Source organism: Phormidesmis sp. 146-33, from assembly GCF_052939515.1.
Genome location: NZ_JBJPHU010000108.1, coordinates 1 through 22,725, shown reverse-complemented (window position 1 = coordinate 22,725; position 22,725 = coordinate 1). Strand labels below are relative to the sequence as shown.

The following is a 22,725-nucleotide window of genomic DNA, read 5'->3' as shown; positions in this document are numbered from 1 at the left end:
TTCACTAATTTCCTCGTGTTTGTTGGGTTTCACCTACTTCTGTCAGGCAACCAGGCAGACATCTCTTCGAGATCGTGCTAGAGCAGATATCTCTTCGAGATCGTGCTAGAGCAGATATCTCTTCGAGATCGACTTAAGATGACGTGAATTCGATGAAATCCTTCGCTGCCGTTACAAATCCGGGCAGCCCCCTAAATCCCCCACGAGTGAGGGACTTTGAACGAAGACTATGATCTAAAAGTCCCCCAGATTGGGGGGTTGGGGGGCAGAAGCGCTGAAGACCGAAGCGAAAAACTCCCATCGAATTCACGTTAAGATGATATAATTTCAGAGTAACGAGAGGGCATGTAGCTCAGTGGATAGAGCATCAGATTCCGGTTCTGAGGGTCGGGGGTTCGAATCCCTCCATGCTCGTTATTATCTCTTGATTGATTTAGCGAAACCCTGATAAAGGTTGTTCGCCTCTTTGTTTGGCACTTCTGCCCCCCAACCCCCCAATTCTGGGGGACTTTTAGATTGGATTCGCGGTTCAAAATTCTTCAGCGGTAAACGATCGAGAGGACACCCGACGCTATCATCCAAAGCAAACTATCTTATCGAATTCATGGTGATTGGCGGCGATCGAGGAAAATCTCAGCCGCTAGATACAAATCATCGATAGACTTGCTACTCTGAATCTTGGTTCTCCAGAGTAGGCATGGTATTAATGAATTCCCAAGACTCCACGATCGTGTCTAATCGTCCGCTTTGGCGGTTGGCGTGGCAGCGACTTAGACAGCGCCCTTTGCAGTATGTCCTCTGCGTTTTGGGAATTGCTCTGGGTGTGGCGATGATGGTCTCGATCGACCTGGCCAACGGCTCCGCTCAACGCGCCTTTTCACTTTCGACGGATGCGATTACGGGACGGGCAACTCATCGGATTGTCGCGATCGCCCCCACTGGCATCGACGAATCGGTTTATGCTCAGGTGAAGCGATCGGTGAGTTTGCCGTCTGCGCCTGTGGTCGAGGGATATGTGCGGACAAGTGAATTGGGCGATCAGCCGATGCGGTTGGTGGGCGTTGATTTGTTTGCAGAGTCTCCTTTTCGGGCTTATTTTAGCGATATTGGCAGCAGTGGAAATGGCTTTACGCAGTTTTTGATGCAGCCTAATACGATCGTGCTTTCCAAAGAGACGGCCATGCAGTATGGGGTGGCTTTGGGCGATACGCTGCATTTGGATGTAGCAGGACAGGCGCGATCAGCTCAAGTGATTGGGTTATTAGAAACCAATGATTCGCTGAATCGGCGGGCACTGAGTAACTTTTTGTTTGCCGACATTGCCACCGCACAAGAAATTTTGGGAGAGGTGGGGCGATTGGATCAGATTGATTTGATCGTCGATCAACCTGAAGAGTTAGATAAAATCACGGCTCTGTTGCCCAATGATCTCAAGCTAGAAACGGCTGAGGCGCAGAAAAATGCAGTTCAGCAGATGACGGCCGCGTTTGAATTAAATCTAACGGCCCTGAGTCTGTTAGCGTTGGTCGTCGGGATGTTTTTGATTTACAACACCGTGACCTTTAGTGTGATCCAACGTCGTCCCATTTTTGGAATCTTGCGATGTATTGGCGTAACTCAAGGACAGTTATTCACGTTAATTTTGGGTGAGGCAGCAATCTTTAGTACGATCGGTTCCCTGTTAGGCGTAGCGTTGGGGATTGTGTTAGGTCGCAGTATCGTCGGCTTGATCACTCAGACAATCAACGATTTCTATTTTGTGGTCACCGTTCAACAAGTAACGCTGGCGCAAAGTACGATCGTCAAAGGGTTAGCGATCGGGGTTGTCTCTTCACTGATTGCCTCTGCGGTGCCTGCGATCGAAGCAATGAATACGCCGCCCAGTTTGACCCTTCAGCGATCGACCCTCGAAGGAAGAGTGCAAAAACTGTTGCCAACATTGGTATTTGCCTGGTTTACGGCGACTGTGTTGGGGGTTGCGTTATTAAAATGGCAATCGGCCGGATTAGTCGCAGCGTTCGCAGGACTGTTTGCCGTTCTATTAGGGGCAGCGTTGTTAACTCCGCCGCTGGTGACGTTGGCGATGCAGAGTTTTTCACCTGTGGGCCAGCAGTTTTTGGGCGTAATTGGACGGTTAGCCCCGCGTGATATTTTGCGTTCACTTAGCCGGACTTCGGTGGCGATCGCGGCTCTCATGGTCTCCGTCTCTGTCATTGTCGGCGTGTCGATTATGGTAGGTTCCTTTCGCGGAACCGTAGTGCAGTGGTTGGATCAAACCTTGCAGGCAGATATCTATGTGTCGCCGCCATCGACCACGGCCAATCGCGTCTTGGGCAAGCTTGATCCCCTGGTGGCTGCTGCCCTCAAAACTCATCCTGGAATCAAAAAAGCCGTCAGCTACAACGATGCCGATGTTGAGGTAGTTGATTTTCATCGTCAGGTCAAGCTGATTTCTGCCGATGGCGATGTCTCTCAGGGCAAACGTCCTTACGCCTGGATTCGCCAAGATTTGGGCAAAGATCCCTGGGACGCGCTGGATGCAGGTCAAGGAGTGATCATCTCAGAAGCGCTGATTTTGCGAGAAAACTTAGCCGAGCCTCCTCAATCGATCACCCTGCAAACTCCGGAGGGCGATCGCTCCTTTCCGGTTCTAGCGGTGTTTTATGATTACTCGTCCGATCGCGGCACGATCATTCTCGACAACGATTTATATGAAGCGATCTGGCACGACTCCAGCATTGCGTCTCTGGGGTTATTCGTCGCGCCCAATACCTCGGTGGATGCGATCGTCGAGTCGATTCGTACCCGATTTAAGGGACAACAAAGCTTATTGGTGCAGTCCAATCGCAGTTTGCGGCAAGGTTCATTAGAAATCTTCGATCGTACCTTTGCGATTACGGATGCTTTGAGATTGTTGGCGGTGGTCGTTGCCTTTATTGGCGTTCTCAGCACGTTGATGAGTCTGCAACTTGAACGCACTCGTGAACTAGGAATTCTCCGCGCGACGGGGATGGCTCCGCGCCAACTGGGTGCCTTGATGCTGCTAGAAACGGGGTTAATGGGGACGATGGCGGGTGTGTTTGCAATGCCATTGGGATATGCGTTGGCGTGGATTCTCATCTATGTGATCAATGTGCGATCGTTTGGGTGGACGCTGCAAATGGCGCTAGAAGGACGATATTTTTGGCAAGCATTGTTAGTCGCAATCATTGCTGCATTGTTAGCTGGAATCTACCCAGCGTTTCGTCTCGGTCGCATGAATATTTCTGCTGCGATTCGTCAGGAATGAGGTTGATATTCTCTATTCTGATCGCTTCGAGTTACCCGCAAGGGGTCACTTTGATGTGAATTTGATTCGTTTTTTTGCTTCGTTGTTGAAGTCTTCTGCCCTCCAACCCCACAATTCTGGGGGACTTTAAGAGAAGAGTTCTGGTTTAAAGTCTCTCACTTGTAGGGAATTTAGGGAGCAACCCAAATCTGAAACCGAACCGAAAAGATTCATCGAATTTACATCACTTTGCTGCTCTCAATTCAATCATTTGGAACCTTAGTTTTTATGCTCCAGCGATTCAAGCTTTTATGTTTATCGATCTGCGTCTGCTTCACTTTTCTGTTTCCATTTCCGGCTGAGGCGACTCAACTGACCTGGCTAGAAGACGCTCCCGTTGACACGTCCAAATTTCAGAAAGCAACGGCTCCTCAAGACTGGCACTTTCCTCAAGACTTTGGCCCCCACGAAGACTACCAGACCGAATGGTGGTACTACACAGGCAACCTAGAAACTGAGGAAGGACGATCGTTTGGCTACCAACTCACCTTTTTTCGGCAAGCGATCGCACCCCCATCCTCCGACTCTCAATCCTCCCAATCTCACTGGCGCGGCAATCAAATTTATTCAGCCCATTTCACCGTCAGCGATGTGGCTCAACAGGCTTTTTACCCTTACGATCGCTTCAGTCGCGGCCGGGTCAATCTCGCAGGGGCCGCCGTCGCACCCTATCACGTCTGGTTAGAAAATTGGTCAGCGACAGAGATTGCACCCGGAAAAGTTCGGCTTCAAGCTCAAACTCCGGATGTAACTTTAGATTTAACGGTTGAACAAACCCGTCCACCTGTCTTGCAGGGCGATCGCGGCTTGAGCATCAAAGGACTCGAACCCGGAAACGCTTCTTACTACTATTCTCTGGTGCAGCAGCCGACTGAGGGAACGATCGCTATCAAAGGACAGCCCTTTACCGTCAAAGGCATCACCTGGAAAGATCACGAATATTCCACCAGTTCGTTAGCAGCAGGTACAGTGGGCTGGGATTGGTTCTCAATGCAGTTTGATAACGGAACGGCTCTAATGCTTTACCTGCTGCGTCACGAAGACGGCACCCTGGAACCCACATCGGCGGGCACCTTCATCGCGGCTGACAGCACAACCACTCCCCTAACCGCCCAAGACTATCAAGTCAACGTCCTAAACACCTGGAAAAGCCCCAACAGCAAAGCAGTCTACCCCGCCAAATGGACGATCGCCATTCCCAAACTCAACTTGACCCTACAAGCACAGCCGCTCATGCCCAACCAAGAACTCAAAACCCAAACCGCAACCTACTGGGAAGGAGCCGTTGCCTTTAAAGGACTGCAAAACGATCGCCCCCTCACCGGAAAAGGCTATGTAGAACTAACAGGCTACGCCGATCGCTTAGACTCGCTGCTTTCCGTTCGAGAATAAATCAGTTAGATTTTGAAGCTACAGCGTCACCGTCTCACACTTGAAGGCCTGCTAGCGCTAATCGAAGCCTGAATGTGCTGCCTTGTTCTAAAACACTGTGAACCTGCAACTCGCTATCATGCGCGTGAGCGATCGCGCTGGCAATTGCTAACCCTAACCCAGCGCCTCCAGTTTGACGAGAGCGATCGCAGCTAACTCGATAAAAGCGATCGAAGATGCGAGACTGATCCTCCGGCGCAATTCCAATCCCTGTATCTTGAATTTGAATGACCGCTTGAGTAGAATCACTATCCAGAGACACGGCGACTGTTCCACCCATAGGAGTGTACTGGATGGCATTGGTGAGTAAGTTTGCGACAAGTTGAAAAAGTTGTTCTTCGTTACCCAATACATAAATGGAATGTCGAACTCGAACCTCAAGTGTGAGTAGAATGTCAGCCGCCATCGCCATTGCACTAAATTCGTCTACTACATCAGTCAGCAAGCTATTTAGACAACACGGTTGATGTTTTACAGGCAGAACTTGGAGATCCATTCGAGAGAGCAACAACAAATCTTGAACGAGGTGAGTAAGGCGATTGTTTTGACGCTCGATCGTCTGTAGTGTGTTGCGAGCTTCGGTTTCTGATAGTTCTTCGAGTTCTAAAACCGATTCAATGGTTGCGCTTGTTGCCGCTAATGGCGTTCGTAACTCATGAGCCGCATCCGCTGTAAACTGCTGAATTTGTTGATAAGACTGATAGACAGGTCGCATTGCCAATCCCGCTAGCCACCAGCTTGCCGCAATGACTATGAGCATTGTGAGCGGCAGTCCAAGCCAGAAAATAACTTGCAGAGTTGCTAAATAGCGATCGAACTCTTGCAGCGATCGACCCACCTGCATATAGCCCCAGGGACGATTCTGATCGTTTTTTAGCAGCAAAGCGATCTGATGATAGCGTTTGCCTTCAGGATTCTCTAACGTTTGCCAAAGCGTTTGTTGTTGGGTGACTGGCAGCCCCTGGGGTTGTTGTCCAACCGTTGCGATCAGCCGTCCAGATTGAGTTAAGAAACGCACATAGGAACCTTCTTGCTGCACGGCTCCTAAAATATGCCGATGTTGAGTGGACGATCGTTCAGAATCAGAACAAGTTGATGGCGTTAAACACAATCCTGGCAAGAGTTGAGCCGCGCGATCGTCAATGACTCCAGGCTGTTTGAGCATTGGCTCTAGACCATCGTGAAGGGTTCCCGCTACAGATTCTAGTTCTTGATGCAGAGCGTACCACTGGGCTTCGGTCAACAACTGATAAGCAGCCACTCCAAACAGCGCGAGAATCAAACTCATGACTCCGGTGTACCAGCCCGCTAATCGCCAGCGTGTTCGATTAAACAGTTTGCTTTGGTTCATCGGAACCTCGCGAGAAACCCTGCTGCTTGAGCACAGGGAGGGATAGCGACGGGGCGACAGCCCCAATCTCCTGCGTTTCTCACAGAACAACTGATATACTGTGAGGCATGACGCAGAAAGCCTTCAAGTACAGAATCTATCCAACTCCTGAGCAAGAAACCTTGCTGAGGCGAACGATGGGCTGTACTCGTTTGGTCTATAACCGTGCTCTGGCTGCAAGAACTGAAGCCTGGTATGGGGAGAGCAAGCGAATTGGGTACATTGAAAGCTCTGCAATGCTGACTCAATGGAAAAAACAAGAAGACTTGGATTTTCTCAATGAGGTTAGCTGTGTGCCATTGCAGCAGGGATTGAGACATTTGCAAACCGCGTTCTCGAACTTCTTTGCAGGACGGGCACAATACCCAACCTTTAAGAAGAAACGAAACGGTGGAAGTGCAGAGTTCACCAAATCCGCCTTTAAGTGGAAGGATGGTCAACTGTTTTTGGCAAAGTGCCTGGAACCCCTCAACGTTCGCTGGAGTCGAACATTGCCCGACGGCGTTGTCCCTTCCACTGTGACGGTGAAGCTCTCGCCCTCTGGTCGGTGGAGCGTTTCTCTGTTGACCGATGTTGAGATTGAGCCATTGCCCCAATCCTCGAATCAAACCGGGATTGACTTGGGTGTAACCAGCTTGGTTGCCTTGAGTGATGGTGAAAAGATTGTCAACCCCAAAAGCTTTAACGCAAAACGCCGCAAGCTCAAGAAGGCTCAAAAAGCGTTGAGTCGCAAGCAAAAAGGGTCGAACAATCGCTATAAAGCGCGGCTCAAGGTTGCCAAGGTGCATCAAGAAATCAGTGATGCCAGACAAGATTTTCTTCACAAGTTGACGACTCGATTGGTGCGTGAAAACCAAACCATCGCCGTTGAGGATATGTCGGTGAAGAACATGGTCAAGAACCGGAAACTTGCCCTTTCGATCAGTGATGCAAGCTGGGGCGAATTGGTCAGACAACTTGAATACAAGTGTGATTGGTACGGTCGCACGTTTGTCAAGATTGACCGATGGTTTCCGAGTTCTAAGCGGTGTGGCAAGTGTGGGCACATCGTGGAAAAGTTGCCGTTGAACATCCGAGAGTGGGACTGCCCCAAATGTGGGACACACCATGACCGGGATATCAACGCTGCACAAAACATACTCGCCGCAGGGCTTGCGGTGAAAGTCTGTGGAGCGAACGTAAGACCGGATAGGCATAAGTCTGATGGCAGTTGCGATGAAGCAGAAAGATCTAAGAAGTAATTCTTGGAATCCCCACGCCTTCAGGCTGGGGAGGATGTCAACATCTTGGGTGTCTACCTCGTGACGTTGAGGCGATAGCCCAATCCGTAAACAGTTTCCAAGAGTCCTTCACAGCCATACTCGGCGAGCTTGCGGCGGAGAAGGCGAATTTGCGCGGGGACAACGTTGCTAGTGGGATCAGATTGCAGATCCCAAACTTGATTCATCAATTGGTCACGGGTGAGAATCTGGTTGGGATGCTGCATAAAATATTCTAAAAGCTGAAATTCTTTAGCGGTCAGGGGAATTGCTTGGGGTTGTGCTTGAAGACTTTGAGTGGAAACAGTGGCAGTACTGTAATCCAACATGAGATCGCCGACTTGGAGTTGGGATGGCTGAAGTTGGGGCGATCGGCGCTGTAGTGCCCTCAGTCGTGCCCGCAATTCTGCCATGCCAAAAGGTTTGACGAGATAATCATCGGCTCCGGCATCCAATCCCATCACTTTATCTTCCATGCGGTCTTTTGCCGTTAGCATCAGGACGGGTAGTGAATTGTGCTGCGAGCGCAGTCGTTGACAAAGTTCGATACCAGACAGCCCTGGAAGTAACCAATCGACGATCGCCAGCGTATAGTGAACCTGCTGATCATTGAGGTAGTCCCAAGCTTTTGCACCATCCTGAACCCAATCTACAATGTATTTTTCTCGGCTCAAAACCCGCTGAATTGCAGCCCCCAAATCCGGTTCATCTTCGACGAGCAGTATCCGCATGAGAGTTTTCTCGATCGACTCAGAATTTTGACTACTTCTAAGATAGAGGTATCCTTCCCTCACCTAGTTAATAAGTTTGAATCAACCCAACTTCCTGAGATTGTCTAAAGTCAAACTAACACTTCTTTCAATGTTTGTAACTGCTTCTCAAACAGCCTCTAACCTCAGATCGATCGCTCTGGTAAGCTATGACCACTGAGTCCGCCGTCCAATGTCGTTTGATAATCTCTGCAAACTGCTTTCCGAAAAACATCCCGCCCGCTTTGCCAGTTGGGTACTTGGCACCTCTCAAGTCGCGGTTGAAGTGCTCAAAACCGAACTTAGCATCGAACCAATTCGCGCTGATTCCGTCACCTTTTTGCAGCTACAAGGGCAACTTCTCCATCTCGAATTTCAAACCAAGCTCGAATCGAATCCACCACTTCCGCTGCGGATGCTGGACTACTGGGTACGGCTGCATCGTCTCCATCGACTGCCGATTACTCAAGTTGTGGTTTTGCTTCTTCCTCCTGCTGATCCAACGACGATCGAGACTGCTTTCGTTTCCGCAACCACCCGTCATGACTATCGCGTGATCCGGTTGTGGGAAGAAGATCCCGAACGGCTGCTCAATGACCCGGCTTTGCTTCCTCTCGCTGCGCTTGCCGCTACATCACAGCCCCAAAATCTACTCCTTCAAGTTGTACAGCAGGTCAATCAGCTAGAGCCGACGCAACGGCAAGAGATTTCTACGTACACCCAGATTCTCGCTGGGTTAAAATTTGAGAAGGGTTTGATTCGTCAATTGTTTCGGGAGGACATCATGCGCGAGTCAGTCATTTATCAGGACATTTTGGAAGAAGGACGGCAGGAAGGACGACAGGAAGGACGGCAGGAAGGACGACAGGAAGGACGACAGGAAGGACGACAGGAAGGGGAACGATCGCTGGTCTTTTTATTACTAGAACAACGAGTCGGACAACTCTCTCAAGTAGAGCGCGATCGCATTTCTGCTCTCAGTCTCGACCAACTCGAAGCCTTAGCATTGGCATTGCTGGACTTTTCAGCGATCGCAGATTTGACGACCTGGCTAGATTTAGAACAGGCGTTGTAGCTTATTTCACTCGATCGTGGTTTGTCGTCGGAGTCTACTTGGTAAAGCTAAAGCGACCATTCACTTTTTCGCCAGCGATGTCTGTCAAAATGGCAACTTTGTATTCTCCAGCGATCGTTCCAGGCAGTAGGGCTTTATAGTGTTTGCCTTCTGCATCGTACTTCATGGCTAAAGACTTCTGAGTTCCATCGGGCAATTGCACTTGAGCCGTGACTTTTGCATTTGGAACAGCTTCGTGATTGTCGCCTTTCTGCAAGTAGAAATCCAGATGAGTGCCCTCAGCTTCTTTTTCTGGAACAAACTCTAAATGATAATTATCTGACTCAACGACCTGTCCGCCTTGGTTGGCTCCAGAATGCTTTTTGGGCGATGCGGACTTGGATTCATTGACAGGTGATGAAGCGATCGGACTCGCGGGACTGCTCCCCGGATTTGCGGTTTGATTGCCAGTGCTGCAAGCGCTTAAAAAAAGAAGTCCGAAGCTTGCAAAAACGATCGAGAAAGACTTGAAAGATTTCATGAGTTAGCTCCTGAATTAACGTGAATTCGATAAGAGGTTTTCCGCTTCGTTGTTCACGGCTTCTGCCCCCCAAGCTGCCAATTTTGGGGGACTTTAAGAGAGGAATTCTGGTTCAAAGTCCCTCACTCGTGGGGGATTTAGGGGGCGTTCCTGGATCTAAAAGCGAAGCGTTCATCGAACTGACGTTGAATTAAACATGGATATTGGTAAACAGTTCGATCCGAGATAGCTCCTTCAATACTGGAATCCAACTTGGTCAAGCCTTGTAGCCTACAGCCTTTTCAGAACCAACCTCTTGATTCTCTTCTCTAGAAAGAGAAGTCTGCTTGGGCATTAGGACTTTGCCAAAACGGGCATATAACGCTGGAATTACCAATAAAGTTAAAGCAGTCGAGGTAAATAACCCACCCAGTACCACGATCGACAACGGCTGAAGAATCTCTTTGCCTGCACCTCCTACAAACACCAACGGCGCTAATCCCAATGCAGACGTAAAGGCAGTCATCAAAATTGCATTTAGTCGCTTCATCGACCCCTCAATCAACAGGTCTTTGAGCGGCATCCCTTCAGCAAACTTTGCATTGTAGTTATCGACTAACAAAAGTCCGTTGCGAGTGGCAACGCCAAATAGGGTGACGAAACCAACGAGAGACGCGATCGACAAAATTCCTCCCGTCAATGCAACCGCAATCACTCCTCCAACCAGCGCCAATGGTAAGTTGATCATAATGGCAGCCGTAGAAGGAATCGATTTCACAGATAAATACATGATTACGGTGATCACGACGAATGCGATCGCGCTAAAAATCAAAAGATTCTGAGTGGCTCGCTCTGCCGCCTCAAATTGTCCAGCGTATTGGATGTAATAACCGGGTGGAATTTGAATCTGTTGCTTTACTCTTGCCTGAATATCGTTCACTACAGCGCGTAACGCTCTTCCTTCTGCATTCGCCGCAATCACGATCAAGCGAGAGACATTTTCACGATTAATTGTGTTTGGCCCTGTTCCCTCGCGAATGGTTGCGACTTGCGCTAAAGGAATTTTGTTGCCATTCGGCGTATCTACTAGAAGATTACCGATCGTCTCTAAGCTCTGTCTAGCCTCTGGTGTTAGCCACACGACGAGATCAAAGGTTTGCTGTTGTTCTAAGACTTGAGAAACCACTCGTCCGTTTAGAGCCGTTTCAATCGTTTCTGAAAGTTGCCCCACCGTTAACCCGTAGCGAGCCGCTGCCGATCGATTAAACTCAATTTGAACTTGCTCAACAGGAACTTGAGGTTCAAGCTGCAAATCGATCACGCCTTCAACCGATTGCATCACCTGGTTTACTTGCTGTCCGAGCGATCGCAGTTGTTCTAAGTCAGAACCAAATATTTTGACCGCGATCGCGCTTCTGACACCCGACAGCACTTCATCCATCCGATGAGAAATAAAGCCTCCTACGTTGGGCGCGGCTCCCGGCACCTTACCGAATTCTGCACGCACCCGTTCAACCGTTGCTCTACGGTTTTTCATACCCTCCTCACTCAACTCCACGTCAAGATGAGTTAAATTAACGCCTGCCGCATCCGCATCACCCGCTGCCCGTCCAGACCGAACCTGAATCGATTGAATGCTGGGATCGCCTTTGAGCTTGTGTTCTAGTACAGACGCTGCGCTGTTGGTGGCTTCTAGAGAGGAACCTGGGTAAAGCAAAAGCGTGTTGACCAGCGATCGCTCTTGAAACTCTGGGAGAAAGACTCGACCAAACGAAGGCACTGCGATCGCAGCAATCACCAGACTTGCCGCAGCACCCCCTAAAATCAGAGTCGATCGACGCATCGAAAGTCTGAGCAACGGATAGTAAAGCCGCTTAAAAAAACGGGCGACCCAGGGTTCGCGTTCAGGAAGGCGACCATGAGGCAGCAGAATGGCACAGAGGGCAGGCGTTACCGTCAAGGCAATCACGCTAGAAGCCAGTACTGCTGCTAAATACCCCACTCCCATCGGCGTAAAAATGCTGCCTTCCACGCCCGTTAGCGCAAAAATCGGTGCAAAAACCACCACCGTAATGATCGTGGCTCCAAACACTGAATCTCGCACTTCTTGGCAGCCTTCAAACACCACCGCTAAAACCGGACGCGGATTCGGCGAATATTTATTCTCTCGTAAGCAGCGGTAAACATTTTCGGCATCTACGATCGCATCATCCACCGCAGACCCGATCGCCACCGCCAACCCGCCCAAGGTCATGGTGTTGAGTCCCTGTCCTAGCCAATTGAGCGCCAGCACGCCAACTAGTAATGAAAGCGGCAGAGCAGTTAGACACACCGCCAGATTGCGCCAATTCATCAGAAACGGAATCAGAATAATGGCGACGATGAGACTGCCTTCGACTAACGCACTGCGAACGTTCTCGATCGAGGCATCGATATAGGTTTCTTGGCGAAAGGTCGGGGTGATTTCAATATCTTTGGGTAAGCCTGCTTTAACTTCCTGCATGGCGGCTTCAACCGCACGAGTTACGGTTGGCGTATCGGCTTGAGGTTGTTTGTTGATAACGATCGCAACCGCTTTTTGAGTATTGAGGCTGGCATCCCCGCGTTTGACTGCCGCTCCTAATTTGACTTCTGCAACTTCGGTAATTCTGATTGGCGTTCCGTTTCGGGTTGCGATCGCAGATTCTTTGAGGGCTTCAATGTCTTCGATGCGTCCAATTCCTCGAATTAGCTTTTCTCGATCGGGAGTCACCAAATAACCACCAGGAGCATTCACATTGGCAGCGGCAACGGCTTCCGATACATCCTGTAAAGAGACGTTGAAGGCTTTCAGTTTCTCTGGTGCAACCAAGACTTGATATTGCCGCACATCGCCACCAAACGCGATCACTTGCGTCACGCCTGGGACGGCTAACAAACGGTTGGTAACTTGCCAATCAACAATGCGGCGCACCTCCATTAAGTCTGTGGTTTTGGAGGTGAAAGAATAGCTGAGAATCGTCCCGATCGGGGAGCTAATCGGAGCAATCTGTGGGGGTTCGACACCTTCTGGCAGTCGATTTTGAGCAGACTGCAATCGCTCGGTGACAAGCTGCCTCGCTTGATAGATGTTGGCTCCCCAGTCAAAGACAACTCTCACAACCGAAATACTTGCCGCACTCGAAGAGCGAACCACACTGACCCCCGGAGTTCCATTCAGCGCACTCTCGATCGGCAATGTCACCAGCGATTCGACTTCTTCTGGCGCAAGTCCTGGCGCTTCAACTTGAATTTCAACCTGGGGCGGGGCAAACGCTGGAAACACATCCAGCGGCATCTTAATAATCGTGAGAAAAATCCAGACCGTGAGAATGAGGGCACCTAAGACAACGAGCCAACGCCGCGCGATCGACCACTTAATTATCGAACTGAGCATAATTTACTTAACGAGGGCGAGTAGAGTCTGGTTGTTCTTCGATGGCTCCAGTGGAATGCTGACTGTTTGGCGAATGAGCGCGGTCAAAATGTATTTCAGCGTCATAAAAGCGGGAGTCTTTGATCAGACCCGGAGCAACTCGACTACGGCGACCTGCCCAGTAGGTTCCTGCCCAAAATATTCCGCCTGCGATCGCACTTCCCAAGGGCAGCATGACCCACCAGGGTAGCGAGAATCCAGTTTGGGTCACAGCTTGAGTGGGATCTGTCGGATGATCTCCAGCTTTCGTGCCACTGCGTAGAGATTGAGCATAAAGTTGACTGGCTCTCTGAGTCACGATCCGATCTCCATCAAAGACACCATTTTTGATCTCAACAAAATCGCCAGAACGCTGACCTAGACTAACTTCAGTGGGTTGAAAGGCAGTGCCGTTTTGCACAAAAACGACGGTCTTCTTGTCGTTGGTTTGTACGATCGCGGAAGCCGGAACAGCCAACACTGCAACGGGTGTTTGATCGGTCAATACTTCTAACTCAGAGAACATTCCTGGTTTGAGTGCGCCATCTGAGTTCTCGATTTCAGCTTTTACAGGAACAATGCGGCTCTCTCCCTCAACAGTTGCGCCGATCGTGCCGATACGCCCCGTAAACGACCGATTTGGCAAGCCATTCACCTTAACCTGGACTCGTTGCCCAACTTGAATTTTGCTCAGATCTTTCTCGTAGATGTTGGCAGCAATTTGAACACGATTGCCATTCACGATCGTCATGATCTGTTTGCCCGCATCTTGCCCCGATTCTCCGATCGTCGTTTCGCGATCGACAACGATGCCTGAAATCGGAGCCATTACCGTAATCGTGCCGTCCTCGTTGGCAGTCGCGCCTAATTGTCGCAGGCGAGTTTGGTAGGTTTGTCCACTCAGTTGCACTTTGGACTGTGCCATTTCTACCGCAGACTGAGCGCGTTGTAGTTGTGCCTCCGCTTCAGAAACGGATAAACGGCTTTGAGCTTTGGCAAATGCAGCTTTCGCCTTAGCGAGTTTGGTCTGAGATTCGAGCGCAGTGCGGCGAGGGAGTGCCCCAGTTTTGGTGAGTTCGAGATCTCGATCGTAGCGTTCTTGCGAGAAGCCTAATTCGGTTTGGGCCTGTCGAATCTCTGCTTCTGCAATTTTTTGCTGTTGGGCATAGGTTTTCTGAGCTAATCGCAGATCGGCTTCTGCGTGTTGAACGGCTGAGGTGGCTTCAGTGCCTCGATCGAGTGCCGTAGTCCGAAGCTCTGCCAACTCTGGACTCGTCATCAAGGCGATCGGTTGACCCAGGTTGACGCGATCGCCAGGTTTCGCAAACAGTCGAAGCACGGTTCCTGTGACTGGAGTCGTCACTTGGACTTGTTGATTGGGCAGCGTTTCGATTTGCCCGGTCGCTTTCACCCCAAATGCCAGTTGCTGACGGCTCACAGGCTCCACCTTCAATCCCATCCGGTTTGCCGTTTCTGCATCCACCTGAATCGCACCCGCAGATTGCGCTGGCTGGCTGCCGCCTTGAAACTCATCGCCATGTCCGCCGTGAGCCAACAATTTATGAACAGGAGCCGCCAACAGCAGCAAGCCGAGAAGCGTTCCAGAAACAGAGCGGACAGTTTTGAGGCGATGAGCGTGCTGAGATAGATGAGCCATTGAGAAGTTCCTTGATGATGAAATCGTCCAGCGTTAACCCAAAGGGCTGAATCAGGCTTAGAGGATGTTCGTTCTAAAAGTAGTAAAGAGTCTCTTTGTTTCGGTTGTCATCCGCCTGTGAGGGAGGCGATGAATGATTACCTTTAAACCATGCTCTTAGGCTGACTACTGGTTGTACCAAGCTTTGCGCCACTGCTGCATCTGAGCAATTTCTGCTTGTTGAGAAGAGACCATCTCTTGAGCAAGTTGTTTAATTTCTGGACGTTTAGTTTTACTCAATGCATCGTTTGCCATCATCACTGCGCCTTCATGGTGGGGAATCATCGCATTAATAAAGCGCAAATCAAACTGATCGTCACTGGCTCCCAAATCCATGTTCATCATCATGCCTTTCATCTGGTCAGACGACATCGGCATCATTTTCCCCATTTTGGAGTCATACGCCATTGGAGTACTTTCTGCTTTGGGATACCAGGCTTGCCGCCATTGCTTCATCTGAGCGATTTCTTTGTCTTGTGCTTTGATAATATCGGCTGCCAGCTTTTTGATTTCTGGGCGCTTTGATTTCTGCTGGGCTTCTTTTGCCATTTCGACGGCTCCTTGGTGATGCGGAGTCATGGCATCGACAAAGCGCAAATCAAAATTAGCATCGGCAGGGCCTAAATCCATCAGGTTGTGGTTCATCTTGCCGTGATCCATGCCGTGATTCATGCTAGGCATTGTGTTGGCGGCTGGAGCGCTAGTTGCAGGATTTGCAGATGAATTTGGTGAAGGCGTTGAACAAGCCGTCAGAACCCCGAATACGAAGGGCAGCGAAGCGATCGCGACCATTCTGATCGACGCTTGAGTTGCGATCACGTTCAGTTCACGGTCTAAAAATTTAACTTTGAAGAGTAAGGATTTCATATTTAGTGATCAGTGAGCTATGGAACAGTTTCATTCTCAACTCTCTACCAAGCTGGAGAGTCAAGGCCTTGAAGGTTAGTGGCATCCCTACTCAATAGGAAACCATTTAAAAATAAAATCAGCGTGAAATGAATCTACCTAGAAAGGATGATTCTCTACGCCTATGAATAGAGGAACGCGATCGAGCGTTGCTTTCTTTAGATTGAGATCGACATAGACACCATTAAAACTGCTGCTTGACTGATCAACTCCACAAAAGTCAATCGCACCGTTTTTTAATGAACACTTTTAATGAATACTCAGAGATTGATATGCCAAATCTCAAAAAGTTCAATAAGCTAAGAAACTTCGGGTGTTGTTTGGATATTAAATTGAGCGATCTTTAATAGAGTTCAATTTGTCGTGAGCGCCGATTCATTAGTTTATCTGGAGGAAGTTCTAGTCTGTCCAGTTGAGAATTGCCGCTACCCGATCGCAAATCGTCACTGGATTAAACGGTTTACTGATCACGCCTGCTACGCCCATTTGAGCAAATCGTTGGCGATCGTCAGGCAGCACTTTAGCCGTTAACAAGATAACCGGAATAGCTTTAGTTGTCGCATCTTTTTGAAGCATGGCAAACAGTTGATAGCCATCCATGTCGGGCATTGAGACATCGAGCAAAATTGCGTCGATCGGGTAGGCTGCGCTTTGGGTCAGTGCTTCTTGGCCCGATGCAGCGATCGTGGTCTGCCAGCCGCCCAAATCCTCTAAGCAGGCTCTTACCACTTCTCGAATGCGTTCTTCGTCGTCAATAATTAAGATGCGTCGAGTCATATATAGCAATCCTAAATGAGTCATGAACAGATTTTTGTACAGATTTTTGTCGCTCCGTTCCAGTCCGCTTCGCCCCCTAAATCCCCCAGTCTGGGGGACTTTGAAACTGGGGAATGGGTCTTGAAATCTAGGAAGTCTCTCGGCTCAAAGTCCCCCAAGTTGGGGGATTTAGGGGGCACGATCAATGCTGCATTTCACGAGTGATGTGGGATTGCTATAGCAATGCTGAATCAATTGTAAAAATCTTCAAAGGGTGAGTTCTGAGTCATGAGTTCTTAGCCTTTGATTAACAACTAAACACGAACGATCGACTTCTCATAACTCAAACAGGATAGCTATAGGCTTGGAATAGACAATGTGAAATAAAAGCGGCTGCCAGTTGGGGGATTAAGCGAACTTTCTGCCCAAATTTTGCCACCGTGTTGCTCGACAATGCTGCGACAAATCGACAACCCCAGACCAGTGCCGCCTTTTTGCCGCGAGTCTGAGAGATCAACCTGCTGAAACCGATCGAAGATCATTTCTAGTTTGTCGATCGGAATGCCCCGTCCTTGATCGATCACTTCAAAGCGGATAGCTGGACTTTGAGCCTCAGAGAGAAGCTTTTCAGCATTGAGCCAGACGGTGCCATTGGCAGGGGAGAATTTGATCGCGTTGCTGAGAAGGTTGGTCAGGGTTTGCAGAATCGCATCGGGAGCCGCCCAAACTTGAGCCAAAAGCGGCGTAGCACAAAGCGTAATAGAAGCTGACTCAGCGATCGCCTGCACGCCCTCTACGGCTCTCAGCATCAAGTCAAACACATCGCACACTTCCATCACAAGCTCGACTTTGCCAGAGTCCAATCGTTCTAAATCGAGAATATCATTGACCAGACGAGACAGGCGATCGCTGTCAGCCAGAGCGATTTCGATCATGCGTTTTGCTTTGTCGGGTTTGTCGTCATAGATGCCTGTGGCCATCAGTCCCAGAGATCCGCGAATGGCTGTCAAAGGCGTTCTCAATTCGTGGCTGACGATCGAGATAAATTCATCTTTTAAGCGATCGACTTCTCGCCGCTCTCGAATGTCTTGCACCTGACAAATGCAATAAAGTGGCTCATCTTGCGAATCTCGGATTGCAGAAACCGTGACTAGCACCCAAATCGACTCGCCGCGCTTGTTGAGGTAGCGTTTTTCGATGGCGAAATTGCCTCCTTCTCCGGCCAACATGCGATCGAGTAGAGACAGGTCTGCATCCAGGTCGTCAGGGTGAGTGATGTCTTGAAAGCGTAGCTCCAACAGTTCCGCTTCTGAGTAGTCTAATAGTGTGCAAAGAGAACGGTTGACTTTGAGAAATTGCCCCGTTAGCGAGGTCAAGGACATGCCAATCCCTGCGTCGTCAAAGGCACCACGAAACCGTTCTTCACTTTCCCGCAAAATCTCTTCGGCTCGTTTGCGTTCTGTGATGTCGATGCCAATGCCAAAGAAAAAATTTAAGCTGCCGTCTGTTTTGAGAACCGGAGTTCCTCGCCACTCGACCAGCAGCAGATCGCCAGACTTGGTTCGGACGTAGTTTTCGCTGACGGTGCTTTGTTTGAGATTGACCTGTTGAGCAAAAATCTGACCCAGCTTGGCGCGATCGCTTTCAGGAATAAACGTCGTCAGGTAGTCAGTGCCGATCACCTCCTCAACCTGGTAGCCCAGCGCTTTGAGCATCTGCTCATTCATCAGCAGCGTTTTACCTGCGGCATCGATCGCGACATAAAAAGCGGGCGAAGTCTGAATCAACGTATTGCTAAAGTCTCGTTCTTGGCGCAGGATTTGTTCGGTTTGTTGGTGGTCGAGAATTTCTTGAGACAGTTGATCGTTGAGTTGGGCAAGCTCGATCGTGCGATCGCTCACTTGAGTTTCTAGCGCTCGATTGTAGCCAGCCAAAACCGCCTCGGCTGCTTTGCGTTGCGTGATGTCTTGAAACGTATTGACCGAGCAAATTACCATCCCTTGATCGTCAAAAATGGGAATCGATCGCACTTCCAAAGGAATGATTTTGCCACCAGGTTGATGAAGTTCCAGGTCGTCGATGACTACAAATTCACCTGTGAGGGCACGGAGGGCAGGAAGTTCGGCGGTCGGATAGAGGTGATCACCCCGATGGAGTCCGTAGACAGTGGATAAAAATTGAGCCGTGCCCTCCGGAACAATCTGTCTACCTAAAATGCTTTCTCCCGTTGAGTTGAGGTAGAGAATTGACCCATCTGGCGAATGGACAGAAACCCCGATCGGCAACGCTTCTAGAATTTGTTGCAGTTGTTGTTCGCTAATGGATAAGTCCCGAAAAGCTGTTTGCATTCGCGTTGCCATTAGAGTGAGAGGGTGATTTAGCTCAGTGAGTTTAGCATTAACTCATCTGTAACTGGAGCGGTCTATTTTTGTTTGTCCGCTATTTGATTAGTTATCATTTTGATATTAATTCACAATATTAGTTCAGTTCTATTCTCTGCTTTTATTTCTTCTGGGATGACGATCGATGCGGCTGATGACACGAGTCACCAGTTCGGGGCCAACGATCGGTTTACAGATAAAGTCATCGGCTCCCGCAGCAAACACCTTTTGAATAGATTCAATCTCGCGATGAGCCGTCACCACCAAAATCGGTAAGTCTCCCCATACGGCATCTTGGCGCACCACCTGACACAAATCAACCCCGCTAAACGTAGGCATCTCCAAATCGAGAATCAGCAAATCAGGAGCGGTTGTCGTCAACACCTGCCAAAACTGTTGGGGATCTTGCAAACTGATAATTTGAAACCCCCACGGCTGTAATAGCGTTCTAAAAAGCTCTAACATCGTGGCATCGTCATCTACAACCATGACTCTAGCGGTCACAGACTGCGCGGGCAACGCCTGCTCGATCGCTTCAAAAATCTGTTTGGCCGTCGGTTGACACAAAAAGCCTTGCGCCCCCAATCGAGCCACGGCCACCCGATCGTCGAGGCTGTCTTGTGTTGCAAATACCAAAATCGGAATCGTCGGAAACTGTACTTTTAAGTCTTGCAGCAGCGTTTTACTATTCACTTCAGGCAGGTTGAGATTGAGCAAGATTACATCTGGAGAAGCGTCGAGAATGCGTTGTTGATCCTGCGATCGCGCTGTGACGACTGTGATTTGAATTCCCCAGACTGACATTCCTATTTGTAATTCTCGAATGAGATCTTCGGTGTGATCAATCACGATCACTTGAGTTCTAACAGATGTTTCTAACAGTGTTGTCGCAGGGGATTGAGTTAGTTGTTGTTTGATTTGAGCGATCTTTTGAGCGAGTTGAGCAATTTCGGTAGATGAAAGCGTTTTTTGTTGAAGCAACTGCTCGATTACCTGGGCCAGGTCTGACCCTTGAGGATAACCAAACGTGCCCAGTCCGCCTGCTAATTTGTGGGCTTCTTGTCGGGCAATTTGCTGCTGTTGAAGGGTGAGGGGACGCGATCGCAGCGTCGATTCTGCCTGTTCTAAAACGGTAAGCTGTTCAATAAATGTATCTTTGTACTGTTCTAAAACTTGATTAACCTTTTTCAGGGATTTGGCACCGCGAGCAGTTTGATCAGAGGGCGCAGTAACAGATTCTTGGGTCTTGTCTTTTTCATCTTTTCTGACCCGATAGCCGAGACCGTAGACTGTTTCTAACAGATCGATTGTCATACCCGCCGTTTTTAGTTTTTGGCGCAGATCTTTAATTAGATTGGTTACTGCCCCTTCGCTAGGCGTAGCATCAATTGACCACAGTTGATCGATAATGGCACTGCGACTAAAAGCTCGTTGGGGATTTCGCAAAAACAATTCGAGCAGACTGTACTCTTTGGGCGTGAGCGAAACGGGACGATCGCCATAGGTCACTTGAGCAGAACTGGGATCAAGCCGCAGTGTGCCCCAGGTCAAAACGGGGGATGCGATCGCCGTTCTCCCTCGACGCAACAACGCCCGCACTCTCGCCAGCATCTCGTCTAAATGGTAAGGCTTGATCAGGTAGTCATCCGCTCCCGCGTCTAGCCCAGCGACAATGTGAGCGCGATCATCTTTTGCAGTTTGTAGCAGAATTGGAGTTTGGTGGCCTTGCGATCGCAGTTGCCGACAAAATTGAATGCCATCAAGTTTGGGAATCAGCAGATCTAGCAAGATCAGGTCATATTCCCACTGGTTGGCAAAGTCTAGAGCCAATTGTCCATCAGAGGCGAGGTCAACGGTGTAGTGATGGGCTGCTAGTGACTCAGACAGCAATACACCCATTTCCTCGTCGTCCTCTACTAAAAGGATTTTCATGGTTCAACGATCGGACAAACGTGCAATTTCAACATGACTCAAACTCACTAATTATCTAATCTTTTGAATGTTTGTTTATTAAATGAAATTTTATTGGGTCTTCTTTAGCCAAAAACAACATTTACTAAGCTTAGAAGAATATTTGAACAAGGGTCAAGATTCTCAAAAGCTGCCTCTGATCTAAAAGGATGTTTGAAAAGTGTTTCTTCTAACGTTCCAGAGTTTCGATCCCCTAAATCCCCCTTCAAAAGGGACTTTGACGGATTGTTCCCCTTTTTTAAGCTGCCGTGTACACACAAGTCGTTATCGCCTCGTTTCAGGCGGCTTCAGCCCCCTAAATCCCCCATGCTGGGTGACTTTGACAAAGGAAAGATTTCCAAAGTTCAAAGTCATGACGACGGCTCAAAGTTCCCCATTTTTGGGGGATTTAGGGGGCGAAGGATCTCAGCAATGACAGATCGATCAACGTGTGTGTACACGGCAGCTTTTTTAAGGGGGGCTAGGGAGGATCTCCTAACGATTTGATACTTTTCAAGCATCCTCTGAGATTAATCATCGTTGGATACTGGATACAGCGATCGTTTGTATGTAATTTTTGGTTTCCCCAAATATCTCTTACTCTTGGGAAAACGTCCAGAGTCTCTTCAAATCTTCAACAAAGCTCATAAAAAACTTGGTTTGATCCACTTGTAGGGCGACCCAGGCGTTTGCAGGTTGTTTGGCATTGTGTCGCAGGTCGATCGTGGTTTGTCCGCGAGTCCATTCGCCCTTGGTTTCTACCCATACTTTTGCGCGCTGTAACCTCAAAGTTTCGGGGTAAAACAAATAACTCAGTGTGGCTGCATCATGAACTAAAAACCCAGAAATTCCATTAGTTTCTCGGTAGCTCAGTGCTGTTTTGATCATGAATTCACAGAGGTTGACGATCAGTTTTGCGAGAGGGCTGTTTGGATTTGTGTTTGGATTTGTTTGAACGATCGCTGCGGCCATTTCTCTTGTAAAAATCAGATTGCGAGTGATATCCAGCGGCAAGATGACTAGATCCGATCGACTATCCAAAACGACAGCGGCGGCTTGAGGATCAAACCAGAGGTTAAATTCCGCGTGAGGCGTGACATTACCCGGACAAAAAAATGCGCCGCCCATGATCACGATTTCTTTGGCTTTTTGCAGAATACCAGGACTCTTTTTCTCGGCGGCGGCCAGGTTGGTCAGGGGGCCGATCGCCACCAGCGTAATCTCTCCAGGTTGAGCAGTCAGCTTTTCGATTAGCAAATCGTCAGCTTTACGAGCCGTCTCATAATCACGAGTGGGACGAGGAAGTGTACTCGACAAATTGCCCATGCCGTCACTTCCATGAATATGAGTCGCATCTCCGATCGATTGGCTGTCTAACGTCGCTCGCCCTACTTCAATGTGAGAAAATCCGTTCAGTTCCAAAATCTGACAGGCACTAGAGAAGGTCTTTTGAGCAGAGACGTTACCCGCTGTTGTGGTGACTGCAATAATTTCAGCAAATCCCTGTCTGGTCAGGCTTTGTAGCCATAAAAAAGCAAAGATATCATCGCCACCTGGATCGGTATCAAGAATAATTTTAGGAATACTAGCGCAAGAATTCATAATTAATGGCTTCCATTCAATAAAATAATTTAACGAATGCTTTTCAGAAACTTTTGAATCAGTTCACCTACCGCTGTTTGCAATTCACTAACCCTAAAACAACATCAATTCGATGGAAGTTTTTTCGCTGCGGTGTTGAGATCTTCTGCCCCCCAAGCTGCCAATTCTGGAGAAGTTAAAACTAAGATTTCTGGTAAGTTCTCCTACAGTTCAAAGTCATCCCTCATCCCTCATCCCTCATCCCTCATCCCTCATCCCTCATCCCTCATC

General features: G+C 49.0%; 15 protein-coding genes and 1 tRNA gene. 6 read left to right on the top strand and 10 right to left on the bottom strand.

The window, feature by feature from the left end; genetic code table 11:
- The first annotated feature begins 341 nt into the window (after positions 1-341).
- The 3 genes from ACJ2PR_RS28475 to ACJ2PR_RS28465 all read left to right on the top strand — a co-directional run bounded on the left by ACJ2PR_RS28475 (position 342) and on the right by ACJ2PR_RS28465 (position 4,720).
- Positions 342-414: transfer RNA gene (locus ACJ2PR_RS28475), tRNA-Arg, on the top strand.
- 292 nt (positions 415-706) lie between these two features.
- The gene (locus ACJ2PR_RS28470) at positions 707-3,289 is read left to right on the top strand and encodes an ABC transporter permease (RefSeq protein WP_446879503.1); all 2,583 of its coding nucleotides are present in this window, start codon (positions 707-709) and stop codon (positions 3,287-3,289) included.
- A 267-nt stretch (positions 3,290-3,556) separates the two neighbouring features.
- Entirely contained in the window at positions 3,557-4,720 is a 1,164-nt protein-coding gene (locus ACJ2PR_RS28465) for a lipocalin-like domain-containing protein (RefSeq protein WP_446879502.1), read from the top strand.
- Positions 4,721-4,754: 34 nt separating this feature from the next.
- Here ACJ2PR_RS28465 and rppB read toward each other — a convergent pair whose 3' ends face one another.
- Positions 4,755-6,110, bottom strand: coding sequence for a two-component system sensor histidine kinase RppB (rppB, locus tag ACJ2PR_RS28460; protein ID WP_446879501.1), 1,356 nt, complete (start codon positions 6,108-6,110; stop codon positions 4,755-4,757).
- Between the two features lie 107 nt (positions 6,111-6,217).
- Between rppB and ACJ2PR_RS28455 the strand changes: the two genes are divergently transcribed.
- Positions 6,218-7,390 (top strand): RNA-guided endonuclease InsQ/TnpB family protein, encoded by a 1,173-nt coding sequence (locus ACJ2PR_RS28455; RefSeq protein WP_446879500.1) that lies wholly within the window; start codon positions 6,218-6,220, stop codon positions 7,388-7,390.
- A 53-nt stretch (positions 7,391-7,443) separates the two neighbouring features.
- Here the strand turns inward: ACJ2PR_RS28455 and rppA are convergent, their stop codons facing one another.
- On the bottom strand, positions 7,444-8,139 hold the full coding sequence (gene rppA / locus ACJ2PR_RS28450) for a two-component system response regulator RppA (protein WP_446858099.1): 696 nt from the start codon (positions 8,137-8,139) through the stop codon (positions 7,444-7,446).
- A 211-nt stretch (positions 8,140-8,350) separates the two neighbouring features.
- Here rppA and ACJ2PR_RS28445 point away from each other — a divergent pair, with 211 nt between their 5' ends.
- The gene (locus ACJ2PR_RS28445) at positions 8,351-9,232 is read left to right on the top strand and encodes an Rpn family recombination-promoting nuclease/putative transposase (protein WP_446879499.1); all 882 of its coding nucleotides are present in this window, start codon (positions 8,351-8,353) and stop codon (positions 9,230-9,232) included.
- Between the two features lie 34 nt (positions 9,233-9,266).
- Here the strand turns inward: ACJ2PR_RS28445 and ACJ2PR_RS28440 are convergent, their stop codons facing one another.
- From ACJ2PR_RS28440 to ACJ2PR_RS28425, 4 genes are all read right to left on the bottom strand, one after another.
- Entirely contained in the window at positions 9,267-9,752 is a 486-nt protein-coding gene (locus tag ACJ2PR_RS28440) for a hypothetical protein (protein ID WP_446879497.1), read from the bottom strand.
- Positions 9,753-10,008: 256 nt separating this feature from the next.
- Positions 10,009-13,146: an efflux RND transporter permease subunit gene (locus ACJ2PR_RS28435; RefSeq protein ID WP_446879496.1), complete on the bottom strand. Its 3,138-nt coding sequence runs from the start codon at positions 13,144-13,146 to the stop codon at positions 10,009-10,011.
- A 7-nt stretch (positions 13,147-13,153) separates the two neighbouring features.
- Complete coding sequence (locus tag ACJ2PR_RS28430) at positions 13,154-14,821, bottom strand: efflux RND transporter periplasmic adaptor subunit (protein WP_446879495.1); 1,668 nt, start codon at positions 14,819-14,821, stop codon at positions 13,154-13,156.
- A gap of 165 nt (positions 14,822-14,986) precedes the next feature.
- Positions 14,987-15,541 (bottom strand): DUF305 domain-containing protein, encoded by a 555-nt coding sequence (locus ACJ2PR_RS28425; RefSeq protein WP_446858094.1) that lies wholly within the window; start codon positions 15,539-15,541, stop codon positions 14,987-14,989.
- On the opposite strand from ACJ2PR_RS28425, the gene ACJ2PR_RS28420 reads away from it, so the two are divergent.
- Entirely contained in the window at positions 15,531-15,668 is a 138-nt protein-coding gene (locus tag ACJ2PR_RS28420; RefSeq protein ID WP_446879494.1) for a hypothetical protein, read from the top strand. The genes ACJ2PR_RS28425 and ACJ2PR_RS28420 overlap by 11 nt on opposite strands.
- Positions 15,669-16,165: 497 nt before the next feature.
- On the opposite strand, the gene ACJ2PR_RS28415 is transcribed toward ACJ2PR_RS28420, so the two are convergent.
- The 4 genes from ACJ2PR_RS28415 to ACJ2PR_RS28400 form a co-directional block, all read right to left on the bottom strand.
- Entirely contained in the window at positions 16,166-16,543 is a 378-nt protein-coding gene (locus ACJ2PR_RS28415) for a response regulator (protein WP_446879493.1), read from the bottom strand.
- Positions 16,544-16,878: 335 nt separating this feature from the next.
- Positions 16,879-18,882 carry a PAS domain-containing sensor histidine kinase gene (locus ACJ2PR_RS28410; protein ID WP_446879492.1) on the bottom strand — a complete coding sequence of 668 codons (2,004 nt, stop codon included), beginning with the start codon at positions 18,880-18,882 and terminating at the stop codon, positions 16,879-16,881.
- 129 nt (positions 18,883-19,011) lie between these two features.
- Positions 19,012-20,835 (bottom strand): response regulator, encoded by a 1,824-nt coding sequence (locus tag ACJ2PR_RS28405; protein WP_446879490.1) that lies wholly within the window; start codon positions 20,833-20,835, stop codon positions 19,012-19,014.
- Positions 20,836-21,450: 615 nt separating this feature from the next.
- Positions 21,451-22,455 carry a nucleoside hydrolase gene (locus ACJ2PR_RS28400; RefSeq protein WP_446879488.1) on the bottom strand — a complete coding sequence of 335 codons (1,005 nt, stop codon included), beginning with the start codon at positions 22,453-22,455 and terminating at the stop codon, positions 21,451-21,453.
- Positions 22,456-22,725 lie beyond the last annotated feature (270 nt).